This is a genomic window from Zhihengliuella sp. ISTPL4, from assembly GCF_002848265.1.
GTDB lineage: Bacteria > Actinomycetota > Actinomycetes > Actinomycetales > Microbacteriaceae > Microbacterium.
Genome location: NZ_CP025422.1, coordinates 1,894,330 through 1,920,613, shown reverse-complemented (window position 1 = coordinate 1,920,613; position 26,284 = coordinate 1,894,330). Strand labels below are relative to the sequence as shown.

The 26,284-nt window shown below is 70.6% G+C and carries 27 protein-coding genes; 18 read left to right on the top strand and 9 right to left on the bottom strand.

Annotation, left to right across the window (positions count from 1 at the left end; all coding sequences use genetic code 11):
• Positions 1-209: 209 nt before the first annotated feature.
• Positions 210-1,379, top strand: coding sequence for an exonuclease SbcCD subunit D (locus CYL12_RS09200; RefSeq protein ID WP_101847332.1), 1,170 nt, complete (start codon positions 210-212; stop codon positions 1,377-1,379).
• Positions 1,379-4,372: an AAA family ATPase gene (locus CYL12_RS09195; protein WP_101847331.1), complete on the top strand. Its 2,994-nt coding sequence runs from the start codon at positions 1,379-1,381 to the stop codon at positions 4,370-4,372. The genes CYL12_RS09200 and CYL12_RS09195 overlap by 1 nt, the downstream gene beginning before the upstream one ends.
• Positions 4,373-4,374: 2 nt before the next feature.
• On the opposite strand, the gene CYL12_RS09190 is transcribed toward CYL12_RS09195, so the two are convergent.
• The gene (locus tag CYL12_RS09190; RefSeq protein ID WP_101847330.1) at positions 4,375-4,932 is read right to left on the bottom strand and encodes a phosphorylase family protein; all 558 of its coding nucleotides are present in this window, start codon (positions 4,930-4,932) and stop codon (positions 4,375-4,377) included.
• A 110-nt stretch (positions 4,933-5,042) separates the two neighbouring features.
• Here CYL12_RS09190 and nadE point away from each other — a divergent pair, with 110 nt between their 5' ends.
• From nadE to CYL12_RS09175, 3 genes are all read left to right on the top strand, one after another.
• Positions 5,043-5,861, top strand: a complete 819-nt coding sequence (gene nadE / locus CYL12_RS09185) for an ammonia-dependent NAD(+) synthetase (protein WP_101847329.1) — start codon at positions 5,043-5,045, stop codon at positions 5,859-5,861.
• Positions 5,862-5,947: 86 nt separating this feature from the next.
• The gene (locus tag CYL12_RS09180) at positions 5,948-9,427 is read left to right on the top strand and encodes a TM0106 family RecB-like putative nuclease (protein ID WP_101847328.1); all 3,480 of its coding nucleotides are present in this window, start codon (positions 5,948-5,950) and stop codon (positions 9,425-9,427) included.
• A complete protein-coding gene (locus tag CYL12_RS09175) occupies positions 9,424-10,227 on the top strand; it encodes a GNAT family N-acetyltransferase (protein WP_101847327.1) in 804 nt (267 codons plus the stop codon). The genes CYL12_RS09180 and CYL12_RS09175 overlap by 4 nt, the downstream gene beginning before the upstream one ends.
• Positions 10,228-10,244: 17 nt before the next feature.
• On the opposite strand, the gene upp is transcribed toward CYL12_RS09175, so the two are convergent.
• Positions 10,245-10,877: a uracil phosphoribosyltransferase gene (upp, locus tag CYL12_RS09170; protein WP_025104476.1), complete on the bottom strand. Its 633-nt coding sequence runs from the start codon at positions 10,875-10,877 to the stop codon at positions 10,245-10,247.
• An 81-nt stretch (positions 10,878-10,958) separates the two neighbouring features.
• Here upp and CYL12_RS09165 point away from each other — a divergent pair, with 81 nt between their 5' ends.
• Complete coding sequence (locus CYL12_RS09165; protein ID WP_101847326.1) at positions 10,959-11,414, top strand: nucleoside deaminase; 456 nt, start codon at positions 10,959-10,961, stop codon at positions 11,412-11,414.
• A gap of 4 nt (positions 11,415-11,418) precedes the next feature.
• On the opposite strand, the gene CYL12_RS09160 is transcribed toward CYL12_RS09165, so the two are convergent.
• Entirely contained in the window at positions 11,419-12,390 is a 972-nt protein-coding gene (locus tag CYL12_RS09160; RefSeq protein ID WP_101847325.1) for a cation diffusion facilitator family transporter, read from the bottom strand.
• 58 nt (positions 12,391-12,448) lie between these two features.
• Between CYL12_RS09160 and proC the strand changes: the two genes are divergently transcribed.
• Positions 12,449-13,288: a pyrroline-5-carboxylate reductase gene (proC, locus tag CYL12_RS09155; RefSeq protein WP_101847324.1), complete on the top strand. Its 840-nt coding sequence runs from the start codon at positions 12,449-12,451 to the stop codon at positions 13,286-13,288.
• Positions 13,289-13,493: 205 nt separating this feature from the next.
• Here proC and CYL12_RS09150 read toward each other — a convergent pair whose 3' ends face one another.
• Genes CYL12_RS09150 through CYL12_RS09135 form a run of 4 tightly spaced genes read right to left on the bottom strand, consistent with a single transcriptional unit; the run spans position 13,494 to position 17,999 of the window.
• A complete protein-coding gene (locus tag CYL12_RS09150) occupies positions 13,494-15,086 on the bottom strand; it encodes a hypothetical protein (protein ID WP_101847323.1) in 1,593 nt (530 codons plus the stop codon).
• Entirely contained in the window at positions 15,068-15,844 is a 777-nt protein-coding gene (locus CYL12_RS09145; RefSeq protein ID WP_101847322.1) for an ABC transporter ATP-binding protein, read from the bottom strand. Before CYL12_RS09145 ends, CYL12_RS09150 begins: the two co-directional genes overlap by 19 nt.
• Positions 15,845-15,904: 60 nt before the next feature.
• Positions 15,905-16,576 (bottom strand): potassium channel family protein, encoded by a 672-nt coding sequence (locus CYL12_RS09140; protein WP_025104470.1) that lies wholly within the window; start codon positions 16,574-16,576, stop codon positions 15,905-15,907.
• Positions 16,569-17,999: a TrkH family potassium uptake protein gene (locus CYL12_RS09135; protein ID WP_025104469.1), complete on the bottom strand. Its 1,431-nt coding sequence runs from the start codon at positions 17,997-17,999 to the stop codon at positions 16,569-16,571. The genes CYL12_RS09140 and CYL12_RS09135 overlap by 8 nt, the downstream gene beginning before the upstream one ends.
• A 104-nt stretch (positions 18,000-18,103) precedes the next feature.
• On the opposite strand from CYL12_RS09135, the gene CYL12_RS09130 reads away from it, so the two are divergent.
• Complete coding sequence (locus CYL12_RS09130; protein WP_101847321.1) at positions 18,104-18,520, top strand: ArsR/SmtB family transcription factor; 417 nt, start codon at positions 18,104-18,106, stop codon at positions 18,518-18,520.
• A gap of 21 nt (positions 18,521-18,541) precedes the next feature.
• Here the strand turns inward: CYL12_RS09130 and CYL12_RS09125 are convergent, their stop codons facing one another.
• Both CYL12_RS09125 and CYL12_RS09120 read right to left on the bottom strand, forming a co-directional pair.
• Positions 18,542-19,372 (bottom strand): ABC transporter permease, encoded by an 831-nt coding sequence (locus tag CYL12_RS09125; protein WP_233486697.1) that lies wholly within the window; start codon positions 19,370-19,372, stop codon positions 18,542-18,544.
• Complete coding sequence (locus CYL12_RS09120; protein ID WP_101847320.1) at positions 19,369-20,271, bottom strand: ATP-binding cassette domain-containing protein; 903 nt, start codon at positions 20,269-20,271, stop codon at positions 19,369-19,371. Before CYL12_RS09120 ends, CYL12_RS09125 begins: the two co-directional genes overlap by 4 nt.
• A 101-nt stretch (positions 20,272-20,372) precedes the next feature.
• Between CYL12_RS09120 and CYL12_RS09115 the strand changes: the two genes are divergently transcribed.
• The 10 genes from CYL12_RS09115 to CYL12_RS09070 all read left to right on the top strand — a co-directional run bounded on the left by CYL12_RS09115 (position 20,373) and on the right by CYL12_RS09070 (position 26,251).
• The gene (locus CYL12_RS09115) at positions 20,373-21,305 is read left to right on the top strand and encodes a TetR/AcrR family transcriptional regulator (RefSeq protein ID WP_101847319.1); all 933 of its coding nucleotides are present in this window, start codon (positions 20,373-20,375) and stop codon (positions 21,303-21,305) included.
• 26 nt (positions 21,306-21,331) lie between these two features.
• Entirely contained in the window at positions 21,332-22,258 is a 927-nt protein-coding gene (locus CYL12_RS09110; protein WP_101847318.1) for a cyclase family protein, read from the top strand.
• A gap of 75 nt (positions 22,259-22,333) precedes the next feature.
• On the top strand, positions 22,334-22,525 hold the full coding sequence (locus CYL12_RS09105; protein ID WP_025104463.1) for a helix-turn-helix domain-containing protein: 192 nt from the start codon (positions 22,334-22,336) through the stop codon (positions 22,523-22,525).
• Positions 22,526-22,639: 114 nt separating this feature from the next.
• On the top strand, positions 22,640-22,738 hold the full coding sequence (locus CYL12_RS09100) for a 30S ribosomal protein bS22 (RefSeq protein WP_003792170.1): 99 nt from the start codon (positions 22,640-22,642) through the stop codon (positions 22,736-22,738).
• A 79-nt stretch (positions 22,739-22,817) separates the two neighbouring features.
• A complete protein-coding gene (locus CYL12_RS09095; RefSeq protein ID WP_101847317.1) occupies positions 22,818-23,120 on the top strand; it encodes a rhodanese-like domain-containing protein in 303 nt (100 codons plus the stop codon).
• A complete protein-coding gene (locus tag CYL12_RS09090) occupies positions 23,117-23,413 on the top strand; it encodes a glutaredoxin family protein (protein ID WP_101847316.1) in 297 nt (98 codons plus the stop codon). Before CYL12_RS09095 ends, CYL12_RS09090 begins: the two co-directional genes overlap by 4 nt.
• Positions 23,410-23,712 carry a Dabb family protein gene (locus CYL12_RS09085; RefSeq protein WP_101847315.1) on the top strand — a complete coding sequence of 101 codons (303 nt, stop codon included), beginning with the start codon at positions 23,410-23,412 and terminating at the stop codon, positions 23,710-23,712. The genes CYL12_RS09090 and CYL12_RS09085 overlap by 4 nt, the downstream gene beginning before the upstream one ends.
• Before the next feature lie 142 nt (positions 23,713-23,854).
• On the top strand, positions 23,855-24,667 hold the full coding sequence (locus CYL12_RS09080) for a basic amino acid ABC transporter substrate-binding protein (protein ID WP_101847314.1): 813 nt from the start codon (positions 23,855-23,857) through the stop codon (positions 24,665-24,667).
• 34 nt (positions 24,668-24,701) lie between these two features.
• Positions 24,702-25,499, top strand: a complete 798-nt coding sequence (locus CYL12_RS09075) for an amino acid ABC transporter permease (RefSeq protein WP_101847313.1) — start codon at positions 24,702-24,704, stop codon at positions 25,497-25,499.
• Positions 25,496-26,251 (top strand): amino acid ABC transporter ATP-binding protein, encoded by a 756-nt coding sequence (locus tag CYL12_RS09070; RefSeq protein ID WP_101847312.1) that lies wholly within the window; start codon positions 25,496-25,498, stop codon positions 26,249-26,251. Before CYL12_RS09075 ends, CYL12_RS09070 begins: the two co-directional genes overlap by 4 nt.
• Positions 26,252-26,284 lie beyond the last annotated feature (33 nt).

The window sequence follows — 26,284 nt, the reverse complement described above, 5'->3', positions numbered from 1 at the left end:
GAAGTGTTACGCCCGCCGCCTGACGCGCTCGCGGCGACGGGCACGACCGCTTGCCGGCGGGGCAAGTCGGCACCTGTGGGCGGAGGGCAGCCCTGATCTCGCATCGCGCAGCCCCGCGCGCCGCACAGGTGATGTTGCACGACGGTCGGGACACGGCCGACGCGGCACGCCTCGGACGGAATGTCCGAGGTGCTTCGTACCGTGGGGATATGCGGATCCTGCACACCTCGGACTGGCACATCGGCCGGACGTTCCATGGCAACTCGACCATGGACGCGCTTGCCGAGGTGCTCGCCGCGCTGACCGGGCAGGTCAGGGAGCACGGGGTCGATGTCGTCATCGTCGCGGGGGACGTCTTCGACTCCGCGACTCCTTCCGCCGCCGCCTATACCCTGCTCGGCGATGCCCTCGTCGCTCTGCACGAGACGGGCGCACGCGTGGTCGTCACGAGCGGGAATCACGATTCCGCCGCCCGCCTGGGTTTTCAGGCCCGGCTCCTGCGTGACGGCATCCACGTCCTCACCGACCCCCTCGCGGTCGGCACTCCCGTCACGATCGACGACGCCCACGGTCCCGTGCACTTCTTCGGTATCCCGTACCTGGAGCCCGCGATCGTGCGCCAGCACTGGCCGGACGGCGACGCGGAGGGGCGCCAGCTGCGCACGCAGGCGCAGACCATGACCCACGCGATGACCCTTGTCCGCGCGGGCATCGAGCAGCACGCGGGCCGGTCGGTCGCGATCGCCCACTGCTTCGCCGCGGGAGTGGAGCCGACGGAAGGTCTGGAGCGTGAGGTGCGGCAGGGCGGCCTGGATGTCGTCCCCCTCCGTGCGTTCGACGGCCCCGATTACGTCGCGCTGGGCCACATCCATGGTCGCCAGCAGGTGAGCGAGCGGGTGCGGTACGCCGGCGCTCCGCTGCACTACAGCTTCGGCGAACAGCACAAGCCGCGCGGCTCCTGGCTCGTCGACCTGGATGCCGACGGCCTCGCGGGCGTCGAGTGGCTGGAGCTGCCGGTTCCGCGGCGCCTGGTCACGCTGACGGGCACCTTCGAGGAGATCCTCTCCGCAGAGAGCGTGGCCGCGCACGCCGACGCCTGGGTGTGCGCCGTCTATACCGACGCCGTGCCGCAGACCGAGCCCATGCGACGGCTCCGCGAGGCGTACCCGCACTGTGCCATGGTGCAACATCAGCCCACTGCGACCGGAGAGGAGCTCGAGCGGTCGTACGGTGAGCGGCTGCGGTCCGCGGTGACCGATGCCGACCGGATCGAGGCGTTCCTCGAGCACGTGCGCGCCGGCCAGGGAGCCACCGAGGTCGAACGCGAGCTGATCCGCGAGGTGCTCGACGACAGGGTCCGCGCGGAAGCGCTCGTCTAGTGCGGCTGCATCGTCTGGAGGTCGAGGGGTTCGGGCCGTTCCGCGCGCGGCAGACCGTCGACTTCGACGCCTTCGCCGACGACGGGATCTTCCTCATCGCCGGCCGCACCGGAGCGGGGAAGTCGAGCATCCTCGATGCGGTCTGCTTCGGGCTGTACGGCGGGGTGCCGCGGTACGACGGCGGGGAGAAGCGGCTCCGCAGCGACCACAGCGAACCGGACGACCCCTCCGAGGTGGTCGTCGAGTTCAGCACGCCGTCGGGGCGGTACCGGGTCACACGTTCCCCGGAGTACCTCCGTCCGGCCCGGCGGGGTGGCGGCCTGACGAAGCAGGCGGCGGCGGTCTCCCTGGAGGAGCTCACGGACGACGGCTGGGTCGGTCGTGCGGCGCGGGCCGTCGACGTCGCGCACGAGCTCGACGACATCCTTCAGCTCAGCCGCGAGCAGTTCCTGCAGGTGATCCTGCTGGCCCAGAACCGGTTCTCGGAGTTCCTGCTCGCGGGCAGCAGGGACCGGCAGGCGCTGCTGCGCCGGCTCTTCGGCACCGAGCGTTTCGAAGACGTGCAGGCCCGGTTCGACGAGCGGCGGCGCCACGCCGAGCAGAGCCTCGGGGCGCGTCTCGCCACGGTGTCCGCCCGGCTGGACGAGGCCGAGCGCCTCGTGACGGATGCCGACCTCGGGCGCGACGCCGGCGACGCCGACGGCGATGTCGGACCGGAGGCGCAGGGGGAGGGCATCACGACGGTCGATCGCCTGGCGGAGCTGGAGCGAGCGCAGGCTCGCGCTGCGTACCGGGCGGAACGGCGCGCCGCCGAGCGTCAGGAGGCGGAGAAGCGGTTCGAGGCCGCCGATGCTGTTCTGGCCGCAGCACGCGAGGATCGACGTGCCCAGAGCGAGCGCGACCGTGCCCGTGCGGCGATGGCGCGTCTGGACGCCGAGGAGGGAGCCATCGCCGAGGCGAAGGCGGAGCTCGCCAGGGCGCGGGCGGCCGAGGCGCTGCGGTCCTCGATCACCGCGGCGGACCGTGCCGTGACGGCGGCTGATGGCGCGGTGGCTGCGGAGAAGCGCGCACGCGCGGGCTGGGATCAGCTCGGTGTCGAGACCGACGACCTCGACGCGTGGATCGCCGACCGGACACGGGCGTCCGGGGTCTGGGAGCGCGCCGTCGCGCTGGAGGCCGAGGCACCGCGCCGCGCCGCCGAGCGCATCACCGCAGAGGAGGCCGTCGCCACCGCCGAGCGCCGGTGCGCCGACGGCGAGGCGGAGCGCGCGGCGCTGCCCGGCCGGATCGCCGCCCTCACCGCGGAGCGGGACGACGCCCGTCGGCTCGGCGACCGGCTCCCCGCCATGGAGAGCGCACGCGTCGCTGCCGAGCTCCGCCGGGAGGCGGCGGAAGAGGCGGAACGTCTGCAGCAGGAGTGCGCCGCGGCCGACCGGGTCCTCGCCGAGGCGACGTCCGCGCAGGCCGCCGCGCAGTCGGCTCTGGCCGAGTTGCGCCAGCGCCGGATCGACGGCATGGCCGGGGAGCTGGCGTCCGCTCTGATCGAGGATCACCCCTGCCCGGTGTGCGGGGCGCGGGAGCATCCGGCGCCGGCGGACCACAGCGCCGCGGTCTCCGTGGAGGACATCGCGGCTGCGGAGACCCGGAGGGACGAGGCGGCGCGCCGCGAGCAGCAGGCGGCGGCGACCTGCACGTCGCTGCAGGTCGAGCTCGCTGCGGCTCTGGCGCGCGCGGACGGACGAGACGTCGAGACGGCGAAGGTCGAGCTCGATGCCGCCGTGGCCGCCGAGAAGGAGGCCCTCGCCGCGGCCGAGGCCGCGCGGCTGCGCGACAGCGAGCTCGTCGAGCTCGATACCCAGCAGAGCGCGCTCGAGGGGCGGCGCGTCCAGGACGAGGCGGCCCTCGCCGAAGCCCGTGAGCAGCTCGCCCTGGTCGTCCAGCGCGACGAGGCCGCCCGTACGGCGATCGACGAGGCGCGAGGGAGCTACGCGTCGGCGGCTGAGCGCATGACGGAGGCCACCGCCCACCTCGCCGTCGCACGCCGCCTCCTCGACGCCGAAGCCGAACGGGCGCGGAGGCAGCAGGCGGCGACGGAGGCAGCTGCCGAGAGGGATGCCGCCCTCGACGCCTCCGAGTTCTCCGACGTCGAAGCCGCCACCGCGGCGCTGCGTCCGCCGGCGGTGCAGACGGAGCTCGACGAGCGGGTGACGACGCACGCCGTGCAACGGGAGAAGGAGCGCGCCCTGCTCTTCGACCTCGAGCTGCGCACGCTGCCGGAGGAGCCGATCGACCTCGCGCCTCATGAGCAGGCGGCGCTCGACGCCAGAGCGGCATGGTCCGCCGCCGTCGACGAGGCCACCAAGGCGGCGGGCGACGCGGTGCGGCTGGCCGGCCTCATCGACGCGGCGAAGGACGAGCATGCCCGCACGGCGGAGGACGCCGCGGCCTTCGAGGTCCTGCAGGCCCTCGCTGACACGATCGCCGGACGGGGGGCGAACACGCGCAAGATGACGCTGGAGACCTTCGTGCTGGCGGCGGAGCTCGAGGAGATCGTCGATGCCGCCAACCGCCGCCTCCACGACATGTCGGAGGGGCGCTACCGCCTGCAGCACTCCGACGCCCTGGCGGCGCGCGGCGCCGCGTCCGGGCTGGGCATCGTGGTCGCCGACGCGTTCACCGGGCAGACCCGCCCTCCGCAGTCCTTGTCCGGCGGTGAGACCTTCCTCACCTCCCTCGCGCTCGCCCTCGGACTGGCCGAGGTCGTGACGGCCCGCGCGGGGGGCATCCGCCTGGACACGCTCTTCATCGACGAGGGATTCGGGTCACTCGACGGCGACACGCTCGACGTCGCGATGCGCACGCTCGACGAGCTCCGGCAGGGTGGGCGCACGGTCGGTGTCATCAGCCACGTCGAGGCCATGCAGGAGCAGATCCCCGCGCAGCTCACGGTCCGCGCGCTCCCGAACGGACCGAGCGTCATCGAGACGCGCTGAGGTCAGACCCCGTACTCGGCGCGGATCACCTCGCGCAGCTCGATGCTGCACCGGGCGATGGCCTCGCGGAAGTCGGCCAGGGCGCCGTCCTCCGCCTGGTCGGAGACGGCGCGGAAGGCACGGATCGGCACGCCGAACTGCCCCGCCACCCAGATGTAGGCGTAGGTCTCCATGTCCACCAGGGCGGCACCCATCGGCCGGATCACGGCGGTGACCTCGGCGTCGTTCACGAAGTGGTCACCCGTGGCGATCACGACGCCCTCGCGGCCCGTGGTCACCTGCGGCGGAAGCGAGACGTGCCGTCCGACGACGCCGTCGAGGTCGATCACGTCGTGCTGCACCGCCGTCGCGATCTCGTGCACCGCGTACGGGCGTCCCTTCTCGATGGAGCCCGCGGTGCCGACGACGACGACCTCGTCGTAGCTCTTCGCGTCGAGGGCGCGGGTCAGGGCGTACGTCGCCGGCAGCTTTCCGGGGCCGGTGACCAGCCGGTCGAAGCCGTCGAGCTCCTCCGGGAAGGCGGACAGTTCGGACTCGAGGGCGGCGACGAGGAGCTTCACCGCTTCAGTCTCTCAGGTCGCGGCCGGATAACGCGTCCCGGCGCAGTGGCGTGACCCGCACGAAACAGGGAAGGGGGATACTGGAGCCGAACCGATGAGCGGAGGACAACGTGTCGTTGCAGAAGCAGATCGCGGAAGACCTGGGCGCCCGGCCCGACATCGATCCCGAAGCGGAGGTGGACCGTCGTGTCGGCTTCCTCGCGGACTACCTGCGGACGACGGGCGCGAAGGGGTTCGTCCTCGGCATCTCCGGCGGCCAGGATTCGACCCTCGCCGGGCGCCTCGCCCAGCTCGCGGTCGAGCGGGTGCGTGCCGAGGGCGGGGAGGCGACCTTCCTCGCGGTGCGCCTGCCCTATCGTGTGCAGCACGACGCCGACGATGCGCAGGCCGCGCTGGACTTCATCGCGCCGGACTCGTCGATCGAGGTGAACATCCAGAACGGGGTCGAGGGCGTCGAGAAGGACATCGAGTCCGCCGTCTCCAGCGACATCTCCGACTTCAACCGGGGGAACATCAAGGCCCGCCTCCGCATGGTCACCCAGTACGCGCTCGCCGGGCACGAGGGTCTGATCGTGATCGGCACCGACCATGCCGCCGAAGCCATCACCGGCTTCTACACCAAGTTCGGCGACGGGGCGGCCGACGTCCTGCCGCTCGCCGGCCTCACGAAGCGGCAGGGGCGTTCCCTCCTGCAGTTCCTCGACGCCCCGGAGCGCCTGGCGTTCAAGGTCCCGACGGCCGATCTCCTCGACGACCAGCCGGGGCGTACCGACGAGGATGAGCTGGGGCTGACGTACGAGCAGATCGACGACTTCCTCGAGGGCCGGGAGGTCGACCCCGAGGTCGCCGGGCGCATCGAGGCACGGTATCTCGCGACCCAGCACAAGCGTCATCTGCCCGTGACGCCCGACGACACCTGGTGGCGCTGACCGGGACCCCGTGCGCGGGATCGCCCGCTTTTCGCCGTGTCGGATGCCGCGGATAGTGTCGAAGCAGCCGACAGAACGGGAGAATCGTGCGGATCGACACAGAGGCGCAGCGGGTCATCTGGAGCGCGAGCGACCTCAAGGCGGCCGCCGAGTGCGAGTTCGCGTGGTCCCGGGCGATCGACGCGAAGCTGGGTCGGGTCCCCGCGGTCGAGGAGCCGGAGGACGCGACGCTCCTCCGCGCCGCTCAGCTGGGAGACGTGCACGAGCAGAACGTGCTCGACCGCTACATCCGGGAGCTCGGCGACGAACGGGTGCATCGGATCGCCAAGGTCTCCTCGAGCGATCCTGAGGCGCTTGCGGCCGCCGTCGACGAGACGCTGAGCGCTCTGCGGTCCGACGCGCTGGTCGTCTTCCAGGCGGCTTTCGCCACCGACGAGTTCGTCGGGTTCGCCGACTTCCTCCGCCGGGATGCGGACGGGCGCTGGCGGGTGCAGGACTCGAAGCTCGCGCGCAAGGCCCGGGTGACCGCGCTCATGCAGCTCGCGGCATATGTCGACCAGCTCGACCGACTCGGCATCCCCCGCGCGGACGAGGTCGACCTCATCCACGGCGACAACAGCGTCAGCACGCACGCGGTCGACGACCTCCTTCCGCTGTTCCGGGTGCGCCGGTCGCGGCTGCGCGCTCTCATCGCGGACCGCGCCGTGGCCGATGGCGCCGCCGGGGCGCCCCTCGCGTGGGGTGACGACCGCGGCGATTTGCGCGTGGTCGCCTGCGGGCGCTGCGCCACCTGCGAGGAGCAGGTGCTGGCCCACCGGGACCTCCTCATGGTCGCCCGCATGCGTCCGGTGCAGCGGGCCCGTCTCCGCGCCGCTGGAATCCTCACGATCGACGACCTGGCTGCGGCGACGAAGGCCCCCGAGGGCATGAACGTCGACACCTTCGAGAACCTCCGCGCCCAGGCCCGCGTGCAGCTGCGGGCGGATGCCGAGGGCGCGGCGACGTACGACGTGCACTACGCCGCGGCGATCCACACCCTCCCGGTGCCCAGCCACGGCGACATCTTCTTCGACTTCGAGGGCGATCCGCTGTACACCGAACCCGCCCCCGACGGCGAGGCGGAGTGGGGCATCGACTACCTGTTCGGCTGGGTCGACAACGCCGACCAGTACACCGCTCTCTGGGCGCACTCGTTCGCAGAGGAGCGGCGGGCGCTGGAGACCTTCCTCGACTTCGTGAAGGTGCGCCGCGCCGCGCACCCCGGCATGCACATCTACCACTACGCCCCCTACGAGACCTCCCACCTGGTCGCGATGGCCGCCCGCCACGGGGTGCGCGAGGGCGAGGTGGACCGCCTCCTCCGCGAGGGCGTCTTCGTCGACCTGTACCCCCTGGTGCTGCGCACCGTGCGGGTCGGTTCGCGGTCCTACTCCATCAAGAAGCTCGAGCCGCTCTACATGGGGGAGGACGTGCGCACGAGCGACGTCCAGAAGGGTGACGACTCCATCGTGCAGTACGTCGCGGCGCGGGAGCTCGCGGCAGCGGGCGCGCAGGCCGAGGCCGACGCCGTGTTCGCCGACCTCGCCGATTACAACCGCTACGACTGCGTCTCCACCCGGCGGCTGCGCAACTGGCTCATCGAGATCGCCCGCTCGGAGGGGGTGACGCCTGCTCCGCCGGACGACGCGGATGAGGTCATCTACGAGCCGTCGCCGCGGTCGCTCGCCCTTCTCTCTGACGCGCAGCGTGCGGTGGAGGCCGGAGGCGACGGGCTCGTGTACCGGATCGCGGCGGCCGCCATCGACTACTTCCCCCGCGAGGCGAAGAGCTTCTGGGTCGCGCACTTCCAGCGGCTGCGAGAGCCGGTCACCATGTGGGACAGCACGCGTGATGTGGTGAAGGTCGATGCCGTCCGCTCGCGGGTGCGCCGGGACTGGAGCATCGGCGAGGGGCGCCGAGTGCTGTCGCGGGAGCTCGAGATCCGCGGCGAGGTGTCACCGGGCACGACGCTCGGCCCCGGTGCGCAGCCGTTCGCGCTCTACGACGTCCCGGCCCCGTTCGACACCGACGTCCCGTCGCGGGCCGTGCACGTGCCGCACGGGGTCACGGTCGTCGAGGTGCTGGACGACGGGTACCTCGTGGTCGAGTCCGCCGTGCAGGGACAGACCTGGGACGACCTCCCCGTCGCGCTGACCCCTGCTGCGCCGCCTCGCGTGGTGTCGCTGCAGCAGGCGATCGACGAGTGGGCGGACGCGGTGCACGCGGCCGCCCCGGACTTCCCCGAGGACGCGGCCACCGACATCCTCCGCCGCCTGCCTCCGCGCACGGTGTCGGGGAACGCGCTTCCGACCGCAGGCGACGATCCGATCGAGGCGATCGTCCGCGGAATCCTCGACCTCGACCGCAGCTACCTCGCGGTGCAGGGGCCTCCGGGCACGGGGAAGACCTACACCGGCTCCCAGGTGATCGCCCGGCTCGTCAACGAGCACGGCTTCCGCATCGGCGTCGTCGCGCAGTCCCACGCGATCATCGAGACGCTCCTGGAGCGCGTCGTCGCCGACGGCGTCGCCCCGGGTCAGGTGGCGAAGTGCCCCAAGGATGCCGACGCCGATCCCGGTTACACGGTGATCCCGAAGACCGGGATGGCAGCCTTCCTCGCCGAGCACGAGAACGAGGGTGCCGTCGTGGGCGGCACCGCGTGGGACTTCAGCAACACGCAGCGGGTGGCCAGGGGAGAACTCGACCTGCTCGTGATCGACGAGGCCGGACAGTTCTCGCTCGCCTCGACCATCGCGGTGGCCGCCGGTGCGCAGCGGCTCCTGCTCCTCGGCGACCCTCAGCAGCTGCCCCAGGTCAGCCAGGGCGCCCACCCGGAGCCGGTGGACACCTCTGCGCTCGGCTGGGTGATGGACGGCGATCCCGTCGTGCGTCCGGAGTACGGCTACTTCCTCGCCCGTTCCTGGCGGATGCACCCGTATGTCGCGGCTCCGGTGTCGAAGCTCGCCTATGCCGGGAAGCTCGCCTCGGCTCCCGGCACCGAGCGGCGCGCGGTCGAGGGCATCGACCCGGGCCTGCACGTGGTGCCGCTGCGGCACCGCGGCAACGCGACCCAGTCGCCGGAGGAAGCGGCCGAAGTCGTGCGCATCGTCGGCGACCTCGTCGGCCGCACCTTCCACGAGAACGACGCGGAGGGCAGCGTCCGCCCGCTGACGCCGGAGGACATCATCGTCGTGGCGCCCTACAACGCCCAGCGGCAGCTCGTGCACGATGCGCTCGCGGCGGCGGGATTCGGCGGGGTCCCGGTGGGTACCGTCGACAACTTCCAGGGCAAGGAGGCGGTCGTCTCGATCACGACGCTCGCGGCGTCAAGCGGCCGGGATGCTCCGCGGGGTCCCGAGTTCCTGCTGCTGCAGAACCGGCTCAACGTGGCGATCTCCCGCGCCCAGGTCGTGGCCTACCTCATCCACTCGCCGGCGTTGCTCGACGACCTGCCGTACACGCCCGAGGGCGTCGCCCGGCTCAGTGCCTTCGCCCGCCTGGTCGGGGCCGCAGAGGAGGAATCATGACGACGAAAGAGTCCGTGCCCGCCGCTGACAGCACGCCGACCGCGGCGGACGTCCTCCGTGCCGCTGCCGCGTGGGCCTGGTTCCCACGCGGCAGCGAGCACGTCCGCGACGACCTGCTCCTCGTGCGCTACCCGGAGCGGTTCGGGGGCGGCGTCCGTGGCTCGCAGGTGACCTCGACGCGGCCCGCCGCCGAGGTGCTGGACGGGGCGCTGGATCGCACCAGAGCCTGGGGCGAGAGCGTCCTCACGTTCTGGACGAACCCCGCTGACGACCCCGACCTCGAGAACGAGCTTCGGCGCCGCGGTGCCGTGCATTTCGACACCGTCACGGTGTTCGCGCGCCCGACCGTCGGGAGCGATATCGAGGTGCCGCCCGGTGTCTCGGCCGAGGTCGTGCGCACGAGAGACCAGCTCCGCGAGGTCGATGCGATCAACGTCCCGGTCTGGGAGCAGCAGCCGCTCGACGAGGATGGTCTGCGCGCCGAGTTCGCCGAACTCACCGAGGCTCTCGATGACGGTACCGGTTTCCGGGTGCTCGGGCGCCTCGACGGGCGCGCGGTGAGCACGGGGGGATGCACCATCGTCGACGGGTTCACCCGGCTGTGGGGAGCGGCGACGCTCGAAGCCGACCGCGGACGCGGTGTCTATCGGGCCGTGCTCGCGGAGCGCCTGCGGCAGAGCGCCGTGCGCGGTGCGGGGACAGCGCTCGTCAAGGGTCGTGTCTCGACCTCAGCGCCGATCCTCGCGAGGGCCGGCTTCACGCGCTACGGCGACGAACGCGGCTACCGCTTGGCCCTCTGACGAGAGCGCGCGCGGCCTCAGACCGTGCCGTACAGCCGGTCGCCCGCGTCGCCGAGACCGGGCACGATGTACCCCTTCTCGTCGAGGCGCTCGTCGAGCGCTCCGAGGACGAGGGTCACATCGCGGTCGCCCGCCATCGCCTCGATCGCTGCCACACCCTCCGGGGTGCCCAGCAGGCAGATCGCGGTGACGTCCTTCGCGCCGCGGTCGAACAGGAACTGGATGGCCGCGGCCAGCGAGCCGCCGGTCGCCAGCATCGGATCGATCGCGAAGCACTGACGGTCGGAGAGGTCGTCCGGAAGCCGCTCGGCGTAGGTGGTGGGCTCGAAGGTCTCCTCGTCGCGGACCATGCCAAGGAAACCGACCTCCGCGGTGGGGAGGAGCTTGACGAGGCCTTCGAGCATGCCGAGACCCGCCCGCAGGATCGGGACGACGATCGGACGCGGCTCCGAGATCTTCACGCCCGTGGTCGTGGTGACCGGCGTCGTGATCTCGATCGGAGTGACCTTCACATTCCGCGTCGCCTCGTACGCGAGGAGCGTCACGAGCTCTTCGGTCAGCTGGCGGAAGACCGGCGACGGGGTGCGCGCGTCGCGCAGCACCGAGAGCTTGTGGGTGATGAGAGGGTGGTCGGCGACGTGAACACGCATGGATACAGGCTAATGCGCCCCGCGTCCGCGCACGACATCGGGTGCTGCGGTGAACATCGCGCGCTGTCGTAGGCTCGGGGCATGACCGCCGCCGACCGCCTTGCGATGCAGCGTGCCCTCGAGCTCGCCGCCGAGGCCGCGGACGCCGGGGAGATCCCGGTCGGCGCCGTCCTGCTCGATGCCGACGGGCATGTCCTGGCGGAAGGGCGGAACACCCGCGAGATCACGCATGATCCGACAGGGCACGCCGAGATCGAGGCCATCCGCGCCGCCGCATCGGTGCGCGGGTCCTGGAATCTCGACGGCTGCACGCTCGTCGTCACCCTCGAGCCCTGCGTCATGTGCGCCGGCGCGATCCTGCAGGCGCGCATCGGCCGGGTGGTCTTCGGCGCGTGGGACGACAAGGCGGGAGCGGCCGGCTCGATGTACGACGTGCTGCGCGACCGCCGCCTGCCCTACCGCGCCGAGGTGATCGGCGGCGCGGACGAGCACGCGTCCATCGCCCTGCTCCGGGCCTTCTTCGAGGACCGTCGCTGAACGCTCAGTCCGAGGACTTGAGGACGAACACGTCGGTCGAGGGCTCCGGATCGATCGCGGGACGGTAGACGTCCGGCTCGATGTAGACGACCCGGGCGACCGGCACGGCGGCGCGGATGCGGGCCTCGATCTCGTCGATGTCGTCGGCCACCTCGCGCAGCGGCTTGTCGGCGCTGAGTGCGATCTTCGCGGCCACCATCAGCTCGTCCGGCCCCAGGTAGAGGGTCTTCATGTGGATGATCTTCTCGATCTCCGGGCCGTCGTTGATGGCATCCACGATCCGGTCGTAGTCGGCGGGGGTCGCCCCCTCCCCGACGAGCAGGCTCTTGGTCTCCACACCCAGCACGATCGCGATGAGCACGAGCAGCACGCCGATCATCACGGTGCCGAGGGCGTCGAAGACAGGGTTGCCGGTGAGGAGCGTAAGCCCGACGCCGAGCAGGGCGAAGGTGAGTCCGGTGAGAGCCCCGACGTCTTCGAGGAGGACCACGGGGAGCTCCGGCGCCTTGGACCGCCGGACGAAGGAGAACCAGGACTGGCCCTTCTCGCGGACGACGTTGCTCTCGCGCACGGCGGTGCGCAGCGAGAACGACTCCAGGCCGATCGCGATGAACAGCACGACGAGCGGGAGCCACCACCAGGTCTGGTCGATCTCGTGCGGGTGGGTGAGCTTCTCCACGCCCTCGTAGATCGCGAAGAGGCCGCCGACGGAGAAGAGGATGATCGACACGACGAACGCGTAGACGTAGCGCTCGCGGCCGTAGCCGAACGGGTGCGAGCGGTCCGCGTGGCGCTTCGCCTTGCGCCCGCCGAGCATCAGCAGCAGCTGGTTCCCCGAGTCGGCGACGGAGTGGATCGCCTCAGCGAGCATCGACGCCGAGCCGGAGAGGGCCCACGCGAGGAACTTCGCGAGGGCGATGCCCATGTTCGCCAGGAACGCCGCGACGATGGCCTTGCTGCCTCCGGATGCACTCATGCGACGAGTCTAGGACGGAGTCCGGCCGCCACAGGAGCGCCCGCCGTAGGATGACGACATGGCTGATGCGCTCCCGTCCCTCGCGTTCCTCGGTGCCGGATCCATGGGGGGAGCGATCCTCCGCGGTGTGCTCGCCTCTGGCGTCCCGGTGGACGGAGGGATCACGGCCACGAACCGCACGCCCGAGAAGGCGGCGGCATTCGCGGGTCTCGACGGCGTCACGAGCATCGCGCTGTCCGAGCAGCCGGACGGCAACGCCGACGCGGTCGCCGACGCCCGCGTGGTTCTCGTCGGGGTCAAGCCGGCGATGGTCCCCGACCTGCTCCGCGAGATCGCTCCGCACCTGAGCCCCGAGATTGTCGTGGTGAGTCTCGCCGCGGGCGTCACGCTGCAGACCTTCGCCGACGTCCTCGGGCCGGAGGCGCGCGTCATCCGCTCGATGCCGAACACCCCGTCGACGATCCGCAAGGGTGTCACAGGCCTCGCGGCCGGTGCCGCGGCGACCTCCGAGGACCTCGCCCTCGTGCGCCGGCTGTTTGAGACGGTGGGAGCGGTGGTGGAGGTCCCGGAGGCGCAGATCGATGCCCTCTCCACGATCTCCGGCTCCGGCCCCGCGTACGTCTTCCTCCTCATCGAGCAGTTCACCGAGGCTGCGCGGGAGATGGGCTTCACCGACGCGGACGCCCGACTGCTGGCCGAGCAGACCTTCATCGGGGCGACCGCTCTCCTCGACTCCACGGGGGAGGATCCCGCCGAGCTGCGTCGCCGGGTGACGAGCCCGAAGGGGACGACCGAGCGTGCCGTCGCTGTCCTCCAGGAAGCCCACCTGTCGGACACCTTTGCTGCTGCTGCTGCTGCTGCCCTCGCCCGCGCGAAGGAGCTCGCCGCCGGCGCCTGATCCCGCGCCCGTTCTCGCGCGCTTCGACCCCGCGAGAACAGGCGATCACGCGAGTTCAGGCAACCAGCATTCCTGGAGCCTGAACTCGCGCGAGTGCCTGTTGCGGCGAGAAAGCGTGGGAGCAGGCGATCACGCGGGGTCAGGCAGCCAGTGCCCCTGGAGCCTGAACTCGCGCGAGTGCCTGTTGCCGCGCGGGAGCCTGCGGCTAGGCCTCGCTGGCGACCTCCATAAGCACCTCGGGCCAGCGCCGTTGCAGTGTCCGACCGCCGAGGACCGTGCCGCCCCACAATGCCGCGCCCCCGAGGACGACGGCGGCCGCGAGGCTCGCCCACCCCAAGGGCGGGATCCAGATCGACGCGATCGCGAAGCCGAGGGCGGGGCCCCCGAGCAGCAGGGTGATCGGCGACATGATCAGCATCGCGAGGAAGGACTGCGCGCCCCCGGAGGAGCCGCGCCCGAACGGGTTGGCCTCCGGCGCCGGAGCTCGCCCCGGCAGGAACGCGCCCACCCAGGAGCCCGCGCCCGCCGACACCGCCATGAGCCCGAGAGCGGCACCCAGGCTGCCAGGAAGCAGATCCGGACGCCCGGCCAGCAGACAGGTCACGACGCACAGGAGGATCGTGATCGGCACCGCCACCAGCGCGAACCCGAGCAGGCGTCCGACGCGGTCCGCCGTCCCGCTCACCCCGGTGAGGATGTGCAGCGCGACGGCGTCGTTGTCGTAGGCGATCGCCATCTGCACGATGCTCCCGGCGAGGAGGGCGTTGATCGCCGGGATGAGGGTGATCGCGGGCGCGAAGCCGGCACTGTCCTGCTGCAGTCCGTTCATGAGCGCGAGCCCGAGGAAGATCGCGGGGAGCAGCAGGAGCATCACGATGTTGACGACCTGACGCGGATCGCGGCGGAAGTAGCGGAGCGTCCGTCCCGCGATGGCGCCGACGGGGCCCGCAGGGAGCAGGCGGTCGAGAACCCCTCCCGAGCGCACGCGACCGCCCCCGCTGGACTGCAGCGGCGCGACCAGGCGCGCAGCGAGCATCCGGCGCGCGGCGACCCAGAAGACGACGAGCGTGCCGGCGGCGACGAGCAGTCGCAGGAGAGCGGTGAGCGCGTCGCCCTGTGCCACGGCGGCCGGGACCCCGAAGACGGCCGCCACCGGCGTCCATGCGGCGATCTCGGCGACCGTCGTGAAGGCGCCGCCGACGTCGCGCACGGTCGACAGCGCCTGCAGCCCGATGTTGAGGAGGAGACCGGACGAGGCCAGCAAGACCACGCCGAGGGTGAGGACGAGGTCGCGCGTCCGCCGACGGGCGAGCCATCCCGCGAGCAGCCCGCTGACGACCCGGGCACCGAGCACGCAGGTGGCGAGCGCGACCGGGATCATGAGCACCGCGACGAGGAGGGCCGGGATGCTGACCGACCAGCCCACGAGCATCAGCAGCAGAGCCAGGGCGGTGCCGATGCCGCCGATCGTCGTCATCCCCGCCACGATGAGTCCGGGGAGGAGAGAACGGGCGGTCACCGGGAGCAGGGCGAAGCGCTCGGGTGCCAGCGAGTCGTCCGCGCTGACGAGGATCGACCCGATCCACCACCCGAGGACGACGAGGGCGCCGGTCAGCACCATCGCGGTGACGGCGGCATCCGGAGCGCCCACCCGCAGCGCGATCAGCCCGACGGTCAGCAGCCCCAGCATGCTCAGCGCGATGAGGCCCACGATCGCGAGGGTCACGATCATCCAGGGGTTGCGGGAGAGCTGATGGCCGAGCTGTCGCAGCCGCAGGCTTACGAGGAGCGCAACCACGCGAGCGTCTCCGTTCCGAGGTCGTGCGCCCCCACGAGGTCCAGGAAGCGCTCCTGCAGGGTGAGCCCGGCGCGAACCTCGTCGAGGGCGCCGTGGGCGAGCAGGCGCCCCTCGGCGACGATGGCGACGCGGTCGCACAGCGACTCGACGAGCTCCATGACGTGGCTGGAGAGGACGACCGTGCCGCCGCCGTCCACGAAGGAGCGCAGGATCTGCCGGATCGTCTGTCCGGAGACCGGGTCGACGGCCTCGAGGGGCTCATCGAGGATGAGCAGCCGGGGCGCGTGGATGAGCGCACAGGCCAGGCCGATCTTCTTCTTCATGCCGGCCGAGTAGTCGACGACGAGGGTGTCGCCCGCCTCCGTCAGGCCGAGGGCGTCGAGCAGCTCGCCGGAGCGGGAGACGACCTCCGCCTCCGGCATGCCGCGCAGCAGCCCGGTGTACCGCAGGAGCTCGGCGCCGGTGAGGCGGTCGAGCATGCGGATGCCGTCGGGGAGCACCCCCATCCGCGCCTTCGCAACGGCGGGATCCTGCCAGACGTCGGCGCCGAGCACCCACGCCGTCCCGGCGTCCGGGCGCAGGAGCCCGGTGGTCATCGCGAGCGTCGTCGTCTTGCCCGCGCCGTTGGGGCCGAGCAGCCCCAGCATCGAGCCCGCGGGGACATCGAGCGAGAGGGCATCGACGGCGACCTTCTGACCGAACTGCTTGCGGAGCCCGCGGAGGGCGAGGACGGGCGGTGCCGTGGCGTGATCGCTCATGCCCCCATCCCACCACGGCGGGCGCGGCGGGCGCATCCGTCGCGGGGAGGACCCCGCAGCTCAGCGGTCGAGGGCGGCGAAGCGCTCGATGTCGCTGTTCGTCCCGGACACGATGATGAGGTCGTGGTTCGTCACGATCGTGTTGGCCTCCGCGTAGCGGAACGGCTTGCCCGGGCTCTTCACCCCGACGACGGTGACCTTGTACTTCGAGCGCACACCGGACTCGTTCAGGCCGACGCCGCGGATGAACTTCGGCGGGTACATCTTGGCCAGGACGAAGTCGTCGTCGAAGCGGATGAAGTCGAGCATGCGCCCGCTCACGAGGTGCGCGACGCGCTCGCCGGCCTCACGCTCGGGGTAGATGACGTGGTTGGCGCCCACCCGGGCCAGGATCTTGCCGTGCGACTGCGAGACCGCCTTCGCCCAGATCTGCGGCACCTTGAGGTCGACGAGGTTGGCCGTGATGAGCACGGACGCCTCGATCGAGGAGCCGACGGCGACGACCGCGACCTGGAAGTCCTGCGCGCCGATCTGACGGAGCGCGTCGATGTTGCGGGCGTCGGCCTGCACGGTGTGCGTGACGCGGTCCGACCACTTCTGCACGAGCTCGAGGTTGTCGTCGATCGCGAGCACCTCGCGGTCGAGGCGGTCGAGCTCGCCGGCGCAGGCGGCGCCGAACCGGCCGAGACCGATGACGAGGACGGGAGCGTCGCCCCGAAGGACTTCAACCAACGATCGGCCTTTCCACGGGCAGTGAGTAGTACTGCGTGCGCGATGTCGCGGCGACTGCCGCAGCGAGAGTCACTGTACCAACGCGGCCCATGAAGATCGTCGCGGCCATGACGTATGAGGCGGAATCCGGCAGCTCCCCGGTCAGGCCCGTCGAGAGCCCGACGGTGCCGAACGCGGAGATGACGTCGAAGAGCACATGGCTGATGTCGGCCTTGGTGATCTGCGCGATCACGATGGTCGACAGGGCCACGATCGTGGCGCCCCAGGCCACGACGCTGAGGGCGACGCGCTGCACGTCGCTGGGGATGCGGCGGCCGAACGCCTCGACGGACTGACGGCCCTTCGCCTCGGACCAGACGGCGATCGCGAGGACCGCGAGCGTGGTCACCTTGATGCCGCCCGCCGTCGAGGCGGACCCGCCGCCGACGAACATGAGCATGCTGGCGGCGAGCAGCGATGAACCGTTGAGATCGTCCATCTCGATGACGTTGAAGCCGCCGGAGCGGGTCATCGCGGAGAGGAAGAACGCCTGGAACGTCGTATCGGCGGCGTCCATCGAGCCGAAAGTCTTCGGGTTGTCGTACTCGAGGATCAGGAAGGCGGCCGCGCCCAGGATGAACAGCAGCACCGTGGTGACGATGGTCAGCTTCGAGTGCAGCGACCAGCGCTTCACATGCCAGACGTGCTTCGCGAGCGTGTAGATCACCGGGAAACCGATGCTCCCGAGGAACACGCCCACCATGAGCAGCGACAGCACGAGGTAGTCGTCGGCGAAGACGGCCACTCCGCCGTCGTTCGGTGCGAAGCCGGTGTTGGTGAACGCCATCGCCGAGAAGTACGGGGCCTCCCAGAGCGCGGCGATGGGGTCCACCCCCGCCATCACCAGCGCCGGGTAGAGGAGGGCGGCGAGGGCCGCTTCGATGAAGAGGGCGGAGAGGGCGACCGTGGTGAGCAGCTGGCCCACCTCGCCCAGCCGCACCGTCTGGCTCTCGTTGACCACGCCGCCGTGCGCGCGGAGCGGGTTCGTGTCGCCCGCCGCCATGAGCTTCGCCCGCAGTCCGAGGCGCTTCGAGATGAGCATCCCCATGAGGGAGGCGAGGGTCAGCACGCCGAGGGCGCCGATGTTGACGCCGATGAAGACGACGACGTGGCCGAAGGGCGACCAGTGGTTGGCCATGTCGACGGTCGCGAGGCCCGTCACGCAGATTGTGGAGACGGCGGTGAAGAGAGCATCGCTGAGCGGCGTCACCGTGCCGCTGGCCGACGCGATGGGCAGCGAGAACAGCACCGTGAAGACGAGGATCAGCAGCGCGAAGACGGCGATCGCGAACCGGGAGGGCGACGAAGTGATGAGGTGCTTCACCCGGCCGGCGGCTCCGGGGAGACCGGTGCGAGGAGACGACGCCGAAACGATGCCCGACATCGCTGCCCCCTTCTTCTGCGCCGTCCGTTTCCCGGCGGCAGCGCGGCGCCTCTCGCCGAGCCTTCGTCATGGTACTCCGTGCCGGGGCGCACTACCCTGAACACATGACGGACATCTTCGACGTGATCGCAGACGGTACGAGGCGCGACATCCTCCAGCTCCTGCTCCGACGCACGTCCGAAGGGGAGTCCGGCACGAGCGTGAGCCAGATCGTGGCGGATCTCGGGATCAGCCAGCCCACCGTCTCGAAGCATCTCAAAGTCCTCCGCGACGCCGAGCTCGTGACCGTCCGCGAAGACGGGCAGCGCCGCTTCTACAGCCTGTCCGTCGCGCCGCTCGAGGTCGTCGACGACTGGCTGGTCCCGTTCCTCGTCGACGCGTTCGGCGATGCGGCGCCCGACATCGCCTATCCCGGCGCGCCGATCCCCGACGGCGCCGCGCACGCGGCCGAGGTCGTCGGCCGCGCCGCGGCGTCGGCGAAGCACGTCGTCACGAACGCCCTCAAGCGCCTCGGCGCCTGAACCCGCGAACGGCGGCGCCCCTCATCGCCGCCCCGCCTTACGTCCGAACAACCACGCGCCCCAGAGCACGGCGCCGAGCAGGATCAGAACGCACCAGCCGACGGCCCACCATGCCTCCGCCCCCAGCGGCGTGTCCATGAGGAGGGCGCGGATGGTCTCCACGATCGGCGTGATCGGCTGATGAGCGGCGACCGGCTGGAGCCAGTCCGGCATGCTGGCGACGGGGACGAAAGCGCTGGAGAGGTACGGCAGGAACAACAGGATGAAGCCGTAGCCGTTGGCCGCCTCCGGGCTCCCGGCCGCGAGGCCGATCGCGGCGAAGAGGTACGTGATCGCGAGGATGTAGAGCGCGATCATCCCGGTCAGCGCGATCCACTCGATCGGCGTCGCCGATGGCCGGAATCCGACGAGCACCCCGACCCCGATGACCACGGCGGTCGCCACGAGATTGCGGAGGACGCTGGCCACGACATGCCCCGTGAGCACCGCGCCGGCACGGAGAGGCATCGTGCGGAACCTGTCGATGATCCCGGTGCGCATGTCGTTCGCCACGTACACGGCGGTCGAGGAGGCGCCGAAGCCGGCGCACGTGAGGATGATGCCGGGAACCACGTAGTCGACGTACGCCCCGGAGGGATCGATGGCCCCGCCGAAGACCCACGTGAACATCAGCATGAGCATGACGGGGAGCAGGATCGCCATGAGGAGGGATTCGCCGTCCCGCAGCGAGTGGCGCAGGCTGCGTCCGACGAAGACGGTCTCGGCCGTGAGGCCGCCGAGACGGGCGCGCGGTGTGGCGGTGGGGACCGTGAGGCCGGTGATGTGCGGCACGGCCGCGACGGGGGTGTTCATGCGTGCTCCTTCCGGGTGGAGGCGTCTGCGGTCGAGGCGCCGGATTCGGTGACGGCGAGGAAGACGTCGTCGAGGGTGGGGCGTCGGAGGGTGACGGTGCCGTCGTCGCCCTCCTCGTCGAGCAGGTCGAGGGCCCGGCGCAGGTCGCGCACCGACCCGTCGGTCGGGATCTCCCGGCGCAGCTCTCCACGGTCATCGCGGAGCTCGACGGTGTCGCCGCCCACGCGGGCCTTCAGTGCGGAGGCCGTGCCCAGCGCCGCGATGCGTCCGTCGTGGAGGACGGCGATGCGGTCGGCGAGCTGATCCGCCTCCTCGAGATACTGCGTCGTGAGGAAGACAGTCGTGCCGGTATCGGCGAAGGCGCGGATGGTGTCCCAGAGGTCCCGGCGGCTGCGCGTGTCGAGCCCCGTCGTCGGTTCGTCGAGAAACAGCACCTCCGGGGTGACGACGAAGCTCAGGGCGAGGTCGAGGCGGCGCCGCATGCCGCCCGAGTAGGTGCGGACGGCGCGGTTCGCGGCGTCGGTCAGGTCGAAGAGGGCGATGAGGTCGGCGGCCCGACGCCGGGCGGCTGTGCGCCCGAGGCCGGAGAGTCGCGCGAACATGACGACGTTCTCCGTCGCGGTGAGCGCGTCGTCCACGGCGGCGGACTGGCCTGTCAGGCTGACCCGCCGCTGCACTTCACGGGGGTGGGTCCGCACATCCCAGCCGGCGACCTGGACGGTGCCGCGATCGGCGGCGATCAGGGTCGTGAGGATGTTGATCGTGGTCGTCTTCCCCGCGCCGTTGGGCCCGAGGAGGGCGAACACCTCTCCCCGTTCGACGGCGAATTCCAGGTCGTCGACGACGGTCTTCGCGCCGAAGGCCTTGTGCAGGCCGCGGACATCGATGGCTGTCTCCATCGCGGATCCTTTCTGTGTATGACCAAAACTGTGTATGGGCAACGCAACTGTGTATGACCGTAACACACTGTTTAAGCAATACACAGAAGTAGGATGAGATCATGACGGAGCACGAGCCGCCAGAACTGCCGCGCGGGATCGCGCTCGCCTGGGGTGTCGCGGCGGACCCCCAGCGCGGGCCCAAGCGCGAGATGAGCGTCGAGAAGATCGTGGACGCGGCCGTCGCCCTCGCCGACGCGGAGGGCATCGGCGCCGTGTCGATGGCCGCCGTCGCAGCGCGGCTGGGCTTCACGCCGATGTCCCTCTACCGCTACGTCTCCGCCAAAGACGACCTTCTGCTCCTCATGCAGGAGGAGGCGACCGGGTTGCCGCCGGAGAGTCACCGGGAGGCCGAAGGGTGGCGGGCGCGTCTCCTCGCTCTGTACGAGGCGCAGATCCTCGTCTACCTGCGGCACCCGTGGATGCTCTCGTTGCCGATCTCGGGGTCGCCGGTCACACCGAACAGCTCTGCCTGGCTGGATGCCGGTCTGGAAGCCCTCGATGGGACCCCGCTCACGGCGGATGAGCGCGTGGCCGTCGCGCTCGCCGTGACCGGCCACGCCCGGTGGTGCGGGATCGTGCAGGCCGGCTACAGCGAGCAGTCGCGGTCGACGGGGCTGAGTCCGGACGAGGTCGCCGCCCGTGAGGCGTCGCTGTTCGACCGGGTCATCAGCGCCGACGAGTTCCCCGCCCTGCGGCGGGCCATCGAAGACGGCGTCTTCCTGTCGGCGGCCGACCCCTTCCGTTTCGCCGTGGAGCGCACGCTCGACGGCGTCGCCGCGTACATGGTCGGCCTCGAGCGGGGGGAGGGGCATGTCGTCGCGGAGGAGTGGGTCGATCTCGACCCGGCGGAGCTCGCGGGGGACAAGCGGCTCAAGGAGGCGCAGAAGGCCAGCCGCGAGGCGGAGAAGGCGCTGCACGCCGCCCGCAAGCTCGAGCGGCAGGCGTTGCGGGAGGCGCGCGAGCGCGTGGCGAAGGCGAAAAGAGCCGGCTGAATCCTCCCGTCGGGCAGGATGGGCGCATGACGGATGAGTACCGCGCGCACTTCGACTTCGCGATCACCTTCGCCAACGGTGGCGGGCTGCAGGGACAGGGCTTCCGGCTCGACCTGCCCCGGGAGGACACGACAGCGGACGAGGTCGCGGCCCTGCTCGTCGCCCATCTCGGCCTGGCGCTCGTGGGCGAGGTCGAGCTCCGCGACCTGCGGATCGTCGCCGAGCCGCATCGGGGCAGTCGTGGCGTCCCGGCACCGGCGCCGGCCGGCCGCACCGAGCGGGTCGTCGACCTGAGCCACCCGATCGCCGAGGGCATGGTCACCTACCCCGGGCTGCCCGCTCCGACCATCACCCCGCACCTCACCCGCGCGGCCTCGCGGGAGCGCTACGCGCCGGGGACGGAGTTCGCGATGGACGTGATCACGATGATCGGCAACACGGGAACCTACCTCGACGCGCCGTTCCATCGCTACGCGGAGGGGGCGGACCTGGCGGCGCTCGACCTCGACACCCTCGTGGAGCTCCCTGCGGAGGTCTTCCATCTCCGCGACGCCTGGACGCCGGAGCGGCGGGGCATCAGGGCGGCGACGCTCGCCGATCGTGAACTCCGTGGCAGCGCTGTGCTCCTGGACACGGGCTGGAGCCGGCTGTTCGGCACCCCCGACTACGGCACAGGCGCGCCCTTCCTCGCCGAGGACGCCGCCCGCTTCCTCGTGGACGCCGGAGTGCGGTTGGTCGGCATCGATTCGCTCAACATCGACGACACCGTGAGCGGCGGGGAGCGGCCGGCGCACAGCATCCTCCTCGCGGCGGGCGTGCACGTCGTCGAGCACTTGACCGCGCTGGACAGCCTGCCCGCGCGTGGCGCGCGGTTCACCGCAGCGCCGCCGGCGATCCGCGGGTTCGGCACGTTCCCGGTCCGTGCGTTCGCGACCATTCCGGTATCTCACTGATCACAGCAGCCACGCGGGTTTACACGCGTCCCAGCGACCCCATAGAGTGTGCTCATCGAGAAAGGGGTACGTGGGATGCCCGAGGTTCCAGACGTCCGATTCCTGACGGTGGCCGAAGTCGCCGAGCTCATGCGCGTGTCCAAGATGACCGTGTACCGGCTCGTCCACGCCGGTGACCTTCCCGCCATCCGGTTCGGACGGAGCTACCGCGTGCCGGAGTCCGCCGTCGCGGAGGCTCTGCAGCGGCCCATCGCCGACGCCGGCTGACGGAGGGCGCGGGGCACCCTCCTGAGTTTGCTAGGATGATCCGAGGCATTTTTCGTGCTCGTACCCGGGTGTCCGATTCCGGCGACACCCAGCCCCTGACTTAGTGAGGTTTCCGTGGGTTCTGTCATCAAGAAGCGCCGCAAGCGCATGGCGAAGAAGAAGCACCGCAAGCTGCTTCGCAAGACTCGCCACCAGCGCCGCAACAAGAAGTAAGCGGCCAGACACCGAGCGCCTGTCTCCGGACGGGCGCTTTGTGTCTCTGCGCGCCGTTCCGCACCGCCGAGAGGATGTCATGAAGTCGATCACCGTCGCCGAACTCGCCGAGCGCTCCGGCACGCCCCTCATCGATGTCCGGGAGGTGCACGAGTTCCAGGCGGGCCACGTCCCCGGCGCTGTGAACATCCCGATGTCCGAGATCGGCAACCGCCTGGACGAGCTCCCGGCCGAGTCATTCGACGTGATCTGCCAGGCCGGGGGCCGCTCGGCCCGTGTGGTCGAGGCGCTGGAGGCCCGAGGCTACGACGCCACCAACGTCGAAGGCGGCACCGGCGAGTGGATCGCTCAGGGGCGTGAGGTGGAGGTCCCGGCGTCGTGACGACGCTGACCCTCATCGGCAAGCCCGATTGCCATCTGTGCGCCGTGGCCTCCGAGGTCGTCGACGCGGTCGTCGCTGAACTGCCGGACGCCGCCGCGGAGCGCATCCAGATCGTCGAGACGTCGATCCAGGACGACCCCGCCCTGTACGAGCAGTGGTGGGAGAAGATCCCGGTCGTCCTCATCGACGGACGACTGCACGCGCACTGGCGCGTGTCCCCCGACCGGTTGCGTGAAGCGCTGGAGGAAGCCGTCGACGCGGACGCCCGCGCCGACCAGAAGGAGCTGCGATGACCATCCGCCACGTCGTGACCTGGAAGCTCGCCACCGAGGACCCGGGGGAGCGGCAGGCCCAGGCAGCCGAGGTCGCCCGACGACTGAACGCCCTCGACGGTGTCGTGCCGCAGCTGCGCAGCGTCTGGGCCGGCGCGAACGACGTCTACCCCGACGCGAACTGGGATGTGACCCTGGTCGCCGACTTCGACTCCGTCGCGGATCTCGAGCAGTATCAGGTGCACCCCGCGCACGAGGAGGTCGCCGGGTACATCCGCTCGGTCGTCTCCGGTCGTGTGGCGGTCGACGCCGAGGTCTGAGCACCGAGCTCGTCTCCGCGGCACCGAAACACAAACGTGATGCGGCGCGAGGGGATGTCATTGGTCACGCGACGAGCCGCATGTTTAGATGAACTCCTACCCGTCCGTGGGCTCACCCGCCCCCCGACTCTCAGGAGCCGACATGTCCCGTCGTAACCTCTTCGCCGGCCTCGCGATCGCGGCCACCGCCACCCTCGCGCTCGCCGGATGCGCCACCGGGTCCTCCGACGCGGGCAGCGGCGGCGAGTCCGCCGCCGGTGACGAGTACGGCCTCGTCGAGGCGGGCAAGCTCACGGTCTGCTCCGACATCCCCTACCCGCCGTTCGAGTTCGAGGGTGACGACGGCGAGTACACCGGCTTCGACATCGACCTCCTCGGTGCGATCGCCGAGCAGCTCGACCTCGAGCTCTCCGTGCAGGATGTGGGCTTCGACGCGCTGCAGTCCGGCACGACCCTCGCCGCCGGCACCTGCGACGTGGGTGCCTCGGCCATGACGATCACCGACGAGCGCAAGGCCAACATCGACTTCTCCGACCCGTACTACGACTCGCTGCAGTCGCTCCTCGTGCGGACCGACTCCGGAATCGAGTCCATCGACGACCTCGACGGCAAGAACGTCGGCGTGCAGCAGGGCACGACCGGCGAGGCGTACGCCACCGAGAACGCGCCCGGGGCCACGCTCGTGCAGTACCCCTCCGACGGCGAGCTGTGGCCCGCCATCCAGGCCGGGCAGATCGACGCGATCCTGCAGGACCAGCCCGTCAACCTCGAGCACGAGAAGGCCGACTCCGCCTACGAGATCGTCGAGACCTATGAGACCGACGAGTCCTACGGTTTCGCCTTCGCGAAGGGCGAGAAGGCTGAACTCCTGGACGCCGTCAACGGTGCGCTCAAGGAGCTGAAGGACAACGGCGAGTACCAGAAGATCTACGACCAGTACTTCACCGCGAACTGATCCGGCGGACACGGAGGTCGGGAGGACCTTGACAATGGCGTTGAGGCGCACCACCAAACAGAAGCTCTACCGGTACACCGTCTATGCGGTGCTGATCGCGATCGCCGTCTGGATCGCATTCAGCACCGACTGGTCGCGGCTCGGACAGCTCTTCTTCAACCCCGAGGTCGCAGCGAAGATGCTGCCGGGGATCATCACCACGGCGCTCGTGAACACCCTGTGGTTCACGGCGGTGGCGTTCGCGGGCGGGCTCGTCCTCGGCGTCATCCTCGCGCTGATGAAGCTGTCCGAGATCGGGCCGTTCCGGTGGATCGCGACGGTATGGATCGAGCTCTTCCGCGGGCTCCCGGCGCTGCTCACGATCTTCGCCATCGGCTTCATCGTGCCGATCGCGCTCGGCGTGCGAGCGCAGGAACTCGGCGGACCCGTCGTGCTCGGGTTGATCGGCCTCGTGCTCGTCGCGTCGGCGTACATGGCGGAGACCATCCGCGCAGGCCTCCAGGCCGTGCCGAAGGGGCAGACGGAGGCGGCGCGATCGCTCGGCATGTCGCCGATGAAGACGACCTTCTGGATCGTCGTGCCGCAGGGGTTCCGGATCATCATCCCGCCGCTGACGAACGAGTTCGTGCTGCTGCTGAAGGACACCTCGCTGCTGTTCGTCGTCGGCACGTTCATCTGGTCGAAGGAGCTCACCACCTTCGCGCGTGACGCCAGCACCCAGAACGCCAACGGAACGCCGCTCATCATGGCGGCGATCCTCTACCTGATCGTGACGATCCCGCTCACGCGTTTCAGCGCGTGGCTGGAGCGTCGGATGGCGAGGACACGATGAGTACCGATCTGATCGACGTGCAGGCCCCGGCGATCGTCATCCAGGACCTGCACAAGAGCTTCGGCGACAACGAGGTGCTCAAGGGCATCGACCTGACGGTGCTCGCCGGCGAGGTCGTCTGCGTGATCGGCCCGTCCGGGTCGGGCAAGTCGACGCTCCTGCGCTCCGTGAACCTCTTGGAGGAACCGACGGGCGGAAAGGTGCTCATCGAGGGCATCGACATCACCGACCCCGACATCGACATCGACCGCGTGCGCACCCGCATCGGGATGGTGTTCCAGAGCTTCAACCTCTTCCCGCACCTCAGCGTGCTCGGCAACCTGACGATCGCGCAGCAGCGGGTGAAGAAGCGCTCGAAGGCCGAGGCGGAGAAGGTGGCCCGCGCCATGCTCGAGCGCGTCGGCCTCGCGGAGAAGGCCGACGCGTACCCAGGGCACCTGTCCGGCGGGCAGCAGCAGCGCGTCGCGATCGCGCGGGCGCTGTGCATGAACCCGGACATGATGCTGTTCGACGAGCCCACATCGGCCCTCGACCCCGAGCTCGTCGGCGAGGTGCTGCAGGTCATGCGGTCGCTGGCCGACGAGGGCATGACGATGCTCGTCGTGACGCATGAGATGGGCTTCGCGCGCGAGGTCGGTTCGCGGCTGATCTTCATGGACGGCGGATACATCGTCGAGGAGGGGGACCCTCGCGAGGTGCTGGCGAATCCGCAGCACCAGCGCACGAAGGACTTCCTCTCCCGCGTCCTGTAACTCTCCCCGCCGCGGTGTCACCGAGACCCCGGG

What these genes read in the sequence shown, in the direction of transcription:
- CYL12_RS09105 (WP_025104463.1), top strand. Translation starts at nt 22,334, where the DNA reads ATGCCCGAGGTTCCAGACGTCCGATTCCTGACGGTGGCCGAAGTCGCC.
- CYL12_RS09115 (WP_101847319.1), top strand. Translation starts at nt 20,373, where the DNA reads ATGACGGAGCACGAGCCGCCAGAACTGCCGCGCGGGATCGCGCTCGCC.
- CYL12_RS09130 (WP_101847321.1), top strand. Translation starts at nt 18,104, where the DNA reads ATGACGGACATCTTCGACGTGATCGCAGACGGTACGAGGCGCGACATC.
- CYL12_RS09175 (WP_101847327.1), top strand. Translation starts at nt 9,424, where the DNA reads ATGACGACGAAAGAGTCCGTGCCCGCCGCTGACAGCACGCCGACCGCG.
- CYL12_RS09110 (WP_101847318.1), top strand. Translation starts at nt 21,332, where the DNA reads ATGACGGATGAGTACCGCGCGCACTTCGACTTCGCGATCACCTTCGCC.
- CYL12_RS09095 (WP_101847317.1), top strand. Translation starts at nt 22,818, where the DNA reads ATGAAGTCGATCACCGTCGCCGAACTCGCCGAGCGCTCCGGCACGCCC.
- CYL12_RS09120 (WP_101847320.1), bottom strand. Translation starts at nt 20,271, where the DNA reads ATGGAGACAGCCATCGATGTCCGCGGCCTGCACAAGGCCTTCGGCGCG.
- CYL12_RS09145 (WP_101847322.1), bottom strand. Translation starts at nt 15,844, where the DNA reads ATGAGCGATCACGCCACGGCACCGCCCGTCCTCGCCCTCCGCGGGCTC.
- CYL12_RS09075 (WP_101847313.1), top strand. Translation starts at nt 24,702, where the DNA reads ATGGCGTTGAGGCGCACCACCAAACAGAAGCTCTACCGGTACACCGTC.
- CYL12_RS09160 (WP_101847325.1), bottom strand. Translation starts at nt 12,390, where the DNA reads ATGAGTGCATCCGGAGGCAGCAAGGCCATCGTCGCGGCGTTCCTGGCG.
- CYL12_RS09070 (WP_101847312.1), top strand. Translation starts at nt 25,496, where the DNA reads ATGAGTACCGATCTGATCGACGTGCAGGCCCCGGCGATCGTCATCCAG.
- CYL12_RS09080 (WP_101847314.1), top strand. Translation starts at nt 23,855, where the DNA reads ATGTCCCGTCGTAACCTCTTCGCCGGCCTCGCGATCGCGGCCACCGCC.
- CYL12_RS09165 (WP_101847326.1), top strand. Translation starts at nt 10,959, where the DNA reads ATGACCGCCGCCGACCGCCTTGCGATGCAGCGTGCCCTCGAGCTCGCC.
- CYL12_RS09200 (WP_101847332.1), top strand. Translation starts at nt 210, where the DNA reads ATGCGGATCCTGCACACCTCGGACTGGCACATCGGCCGGACGTTCCAT.
- upp (WP_025104476.1), bottom strand. Translation starts at nt 10,877, where the DNA reads ATGCGTGTTCACGTCGCCGACCACCCTCTCATCACCCACAAGCTCTCG.
- proC (WP_101847324.1), top strand. Translation starts at nt 12,449, where the DNA reads ATGGCTGATGCGCTCCCGTCCCTCGCGTTCCTCGGTGCCGGATCCATG.
- CYL12_RS09135 (WP_025104469.1), bottom strand. Translation starts at nt 17,999, where the DNA reads ATGTCGGGCATCGTTTCGGCGTCGTCTCCTCGCACCGGTCTCCCCGGA.
- CYL12_RS09085 (WP_101847315.1), top strand. Translation starts at nt 23,410, where the DNA reads ATGACCATCCGCCACGTCGTGACCTGGAAGCTCGCCACCGAGGACCCG.
- CYL12_RS09125 (WP_233486697.1), bottom strand. Translation starts at nt 19,372, where the DNA reads ATGAACACCCCCGTCGCGGCCGTGCCGCACATCACCGGCCTCACGGTC.